This window comes from Nostoc flagelliforme FACHB-838 (assembly GCF_014698065.1).
GTDB lineage: Bacteria > Cyanobacteriota > Cyanobacteriia > Cyanobacteriales > Nostocaceae > Nostoc > Nostoc flagelliforme_B.
This window is the reverse complement of sequence record NZ_JACJSI010000513.1, coordinates 1-3,634: the sequence shown is the minus strand read 5'-3', so window position 1 is coordinate 3,634 and position 3,634 is coordinate 1. Positions and strand designations below refer to the sequence as shown.

Sequence of the window (3,634 nt, the reverse complement as noted above, 5' to 3'; positions counted from 1 at the left end):
GCAAATCCGGTGTTGGTGCAAATAAGGATTCAAAAAACTCAACTACTGGCTTCAGTTTTTGTTCATATTCAAGAGAAGCGCGGTATTTAATTGGTTGTGAAAGCTGAATTAATCGACTGTTTTGCGCCAATCCAAACACATAATCAATCTCTCTTTGTGATTCACACCATGCCATAATCTCTTCTCTAGAATAAGCACTATCTCCCCGAATCAGAATTTTCACTTCCCCCCAGCGTAAGCGGATTAGTTTTATAATTCTTTGTAACTCTTCTAATGCTCCTTCCGCCGGGTCTACGTTAGAGGCACGTAGCTTTGATGCTAATAAATGTTTACCGCGAACACCTTTGGGATGGCTGCAATTAAGCCATGAAAAAAGCCGATTATTAGTAGCATTATCAGGTATTGCTTTTGCTGATGTTCTAATGTTTATGCAGCTAGGTTTTCAATCAGCGCTATACAATAGTAACACTCGCCTCAATCGCTCTTTAAATACAGATATTATTTTAGTTAGTCCCAAAGCCCGGAATATACAAAATATGTCTACATTTTCACGTCGGCGAATGTATCAGACTAAAGATATAGCAGGGGTAAGTTCAGCAGAAGCTATGTATGTTAATATTATCGATTGGAAGAATCCCCAAACTCGCAAGAAAAAGTCTATTCAACTCATAGGAATTAGTCCCAAAAGTTCAGCTTTTAACTTGCCATCTGTTGAGCAACAATTGCATTTAACTGAATTACCAGATACATTCTTATTCGACCGCGAAAGCAAAGGAGAATACGAAAAAGTAATCCCGCAAGTAGAACAAGGTAAAGTTGTTACTACCGAGATAGAAGGACGTACTATCAAAATTGGTGGATTATTTAGTTTAGGGCCCTCTTTTGCGGCTGATGTTAACTTAATTACTAGCGACGATAATTTTTTACGTGTATTTCCCAGACAAAAGGTAAGTAGTATCAATCTTGCTTTAATTCAAGTTAAACCAGGCTACGATCCCGTTGAAGTAGCAAAACACCTTAAAGATTATTTCCGAAAATTCAATGATGTCAAAGTTCTTACTCACAAAGAATTTATTCAATTTGAGAATGATTATTGGGCAAGTCAATCTCCTATAGGCTTTATCTTTGGATTAGGAACGGCAATGGGCTTTATAGTTGGCACAATTCTTGTTTATCAAGTTCTCTCCACAGATGTAAATGCTCACATCAAAGAATACGCGACATTCAAAGCAATGGGATATCACAATCGCTACCTACTTACCATTGTGCTTGAAGAAGCATTCATTTTGGCATTGTTAGGATTTATACCAGGTGTGATAATACCTATGGGATTATATCAACTAACGCGGAATGCAACTAATCTTCCGATTTATATGACCTTAGCAAGAGCGTTTACAGTACTAATACTAACATTGATAATGTGTATTATTTCTGGAGCGATCGCCACTCGTAAATTGCAATCTGCCGACCCTGCTGATATGTTTTAACGGTTGACAAACTTCCAGTTAACAAGATAGCAGTAAGTAATCATAACTCAGAACTAAAAAACTAATGGATCTCAAATTTTATGGAACCTGTTGTGTTGATAAAACATCTCAATCACTACTTTGGTAGCGGTCAGTTGCGAAAGCAAGTTTTATTTGATATTAATTTAGAAATTAATGCAGGTGAAATTATTATCATGACTGGTCCATCTGGTTCTGGTAAAACAACCCTGCTAACTTTAATAGGCGGATTACGTTCTGCTATATCAGGTACCTTACGGGTATTAGGACACGAATTACGTGATGCCAGCCCAAAACAATTAACCCAAGTGCGACGGAGTAACGGTTATATTTTCCAAGCACATAATTTGCATGGTAGCTTAACCGCATTACAAAATGTGAAAATGAGTTTGGAAGTACATAAAAACCTTTCAGTTTCCCAAATGCAAACTCGATCACAAGAAATATTAGAGACTGTAGGTTTAGGATCGCGTTTGAATTATTATTCAAATGATTTGTCTGGAGGACAAAAACAACGAGTCGCTATAGCGCGTGCGCTAGTTAGTCATCCCAAAATTGTCTTAGCGGACGAACCCACTGCTGCTTTAGATAGTAAGTCGGGTAGAGATGTGGTTAGCCTAATGCAGAAATTAGCAAAAGAACAAGGTTGTACTATTTTATTAGTTACTCATGACAACCGTATCCTCGACATTGCAGACCGCATTGTAGATATGCAAGATGGTAATTTAGTAACAACAAGTTGAAGCATAGCAATAACACAGCGTATTGCAGATTTATGAGGTACGTAATAAAAGTTTGGGCGTTGCATAAATGCGGGATGAATCAACTAAATACAGGTATTCGTCCATACTTGAGATAATGGAGTAATAAACGAATTGAATATTTAAGCATATAGCAATCCTAAATGAGTTGTGAAAAATCACAGTTGTTGATATGGTGAATATTGGCAGTAGTGATAGGGTGCATAGCAGTACAGATGGAAGAGTTGATAGAGTTTATTCAAACGAACCCAGATCCCAGAGAATTAAAACGGGCACTTTCTGTACAAATGGTGATGCAAAACTATAAACATTCAACAATTGGAAAGATTTTAGGAGTGTCTCTAGGTTTTGTAAATAAATGGAAATATATATTTATAGAACAGGGTATTAGCGGACTGAGGCTAGGATACAAAGGATCAAAAAGTTATCTTGATTCGACACAAAAACAAATATTGTTAGGCTGGCTACAACAGAAGAATTACTGGCATTTATCAGAATTAAAAGAGTATTTATCAGATAACTTTAATGTAGTTTTTCAGTCGAATCAAAGTTACTATGACTTATTGAAGCAGGCTAATATAAGTTGGAAGAAGACACAAAAAAATAATCTTCGTAAAGACCCGGATTTAGTTGCAAAAAAAAACTAGAAATAACAGCATGGCTGACTGCACACCAGCAAGAGATAGTGTCTAGCGAACTCGTAGTTTTCTTTGAAGATGAATGTCACTTATTATGGGGAGATATTTGTGGTTATATTTGAGGAAACACTAAGGAACGGATTGAAGTTCCAGTTATCAATGAACGACAACGACAAACCTATTTCGGTGCTCTAAATTATTACACCCAAGAGTTTTTAATTAAGCCTTGTAAAAAGGGTGATTCTAGCAATGCAATCGCTTTCGTAGAATATTTAATTTCTCAGTACCCCAAAAGCCGTATTGCCTTGATTTGGGATGGAGCTAGTTATCACCGTTCCAATGAATTTAAAGCTTATTTAGATACTATTAATCAAGGCTTAAATGAAGATGAATATAAAGTTACTTGTATTCGATTTGCACCTAACGATCCAACACAAAATCCTGTAGAAGACATCTGGTTGCACGCGAAAAAGTTTATTCGAGAGTTTTATCACTTATGCAAATCATTTTCTCATGTCAAGAGATTGTTTGAACTTGTTACTCATTATCAAGTTTTTGACTTTCCAAAGATATTTATGTATGGTCCATTTTTTTCACAACTCATTTAGGATTGCTATATCGCGGATTTCTCACCAAATCTGAAAAAAGGGGATCAAAAACTGCGAAAATGTATATATAGAAAGCATTTCAGCAGTTGTAGAGCATGACCCCAGCTTCGACAGTTCGTATA

General features: G+C 36.4%; 2 protein-coding genes and 2 pseudogenes. 3 read left to right on the top strand and 1 reads right to left on the bottom strand.

From position 1 onward, the window contains the following. Window positions 1-334, bottom strand: a pseudogene (locus H6G97_RS47690) (transposase); the annotation flags it as partial. Between the two features lie 10 nt (window positions 335-344). On the opposite strand from H6G97_RS47690, the gene devC reads away from it, so the two are divergent. From devC to H6G97_RS47675, 3 genes and pseudogenes are all read left to right on the top strand, one after another. Further along, window positions 345-1,487: an ABC transporter permease DevC gene (gene devC, locus H6G97_RS47685; protein ID WP_199350152.1), complete on the top strand. Its 1,143-nt coding sequence runs from the start codon at window positions 345-347 to the stop codon at window positions 1,485-1,487. An 80-nt stretch (window positions 1,488-1,567) separates the two neighbouring features. After that, a complete protein-coding gene (locus H6G97_RS47680; RefSeq protein WP_190947325.1) occupies window positions 1,568-2,248 on the top strand; it encodes a DevA family ABC transporter ATP-binding protein in 681 nt (226 codons plus the stop codon). A gap of 233 nt (window positions 2,249-2,481) precedes the next feature. Further along, window positions 2,482-3,512 (top strand): annotated as a pseudogene (locus tag H6G97_RS47675) (IS630 family transposase). Window positions 3,513-3,634: the final 122 nt, after the last annotated feature.

Coding starts and splice junctions, on each gene's coding strand:
- H6G97_RS47680 (WP_190947325.1), top strand. CDS start 1,568: ATGGAACCTGTTGTGTTGATAAAACATCTCAATCACTACTTTGGTAGC.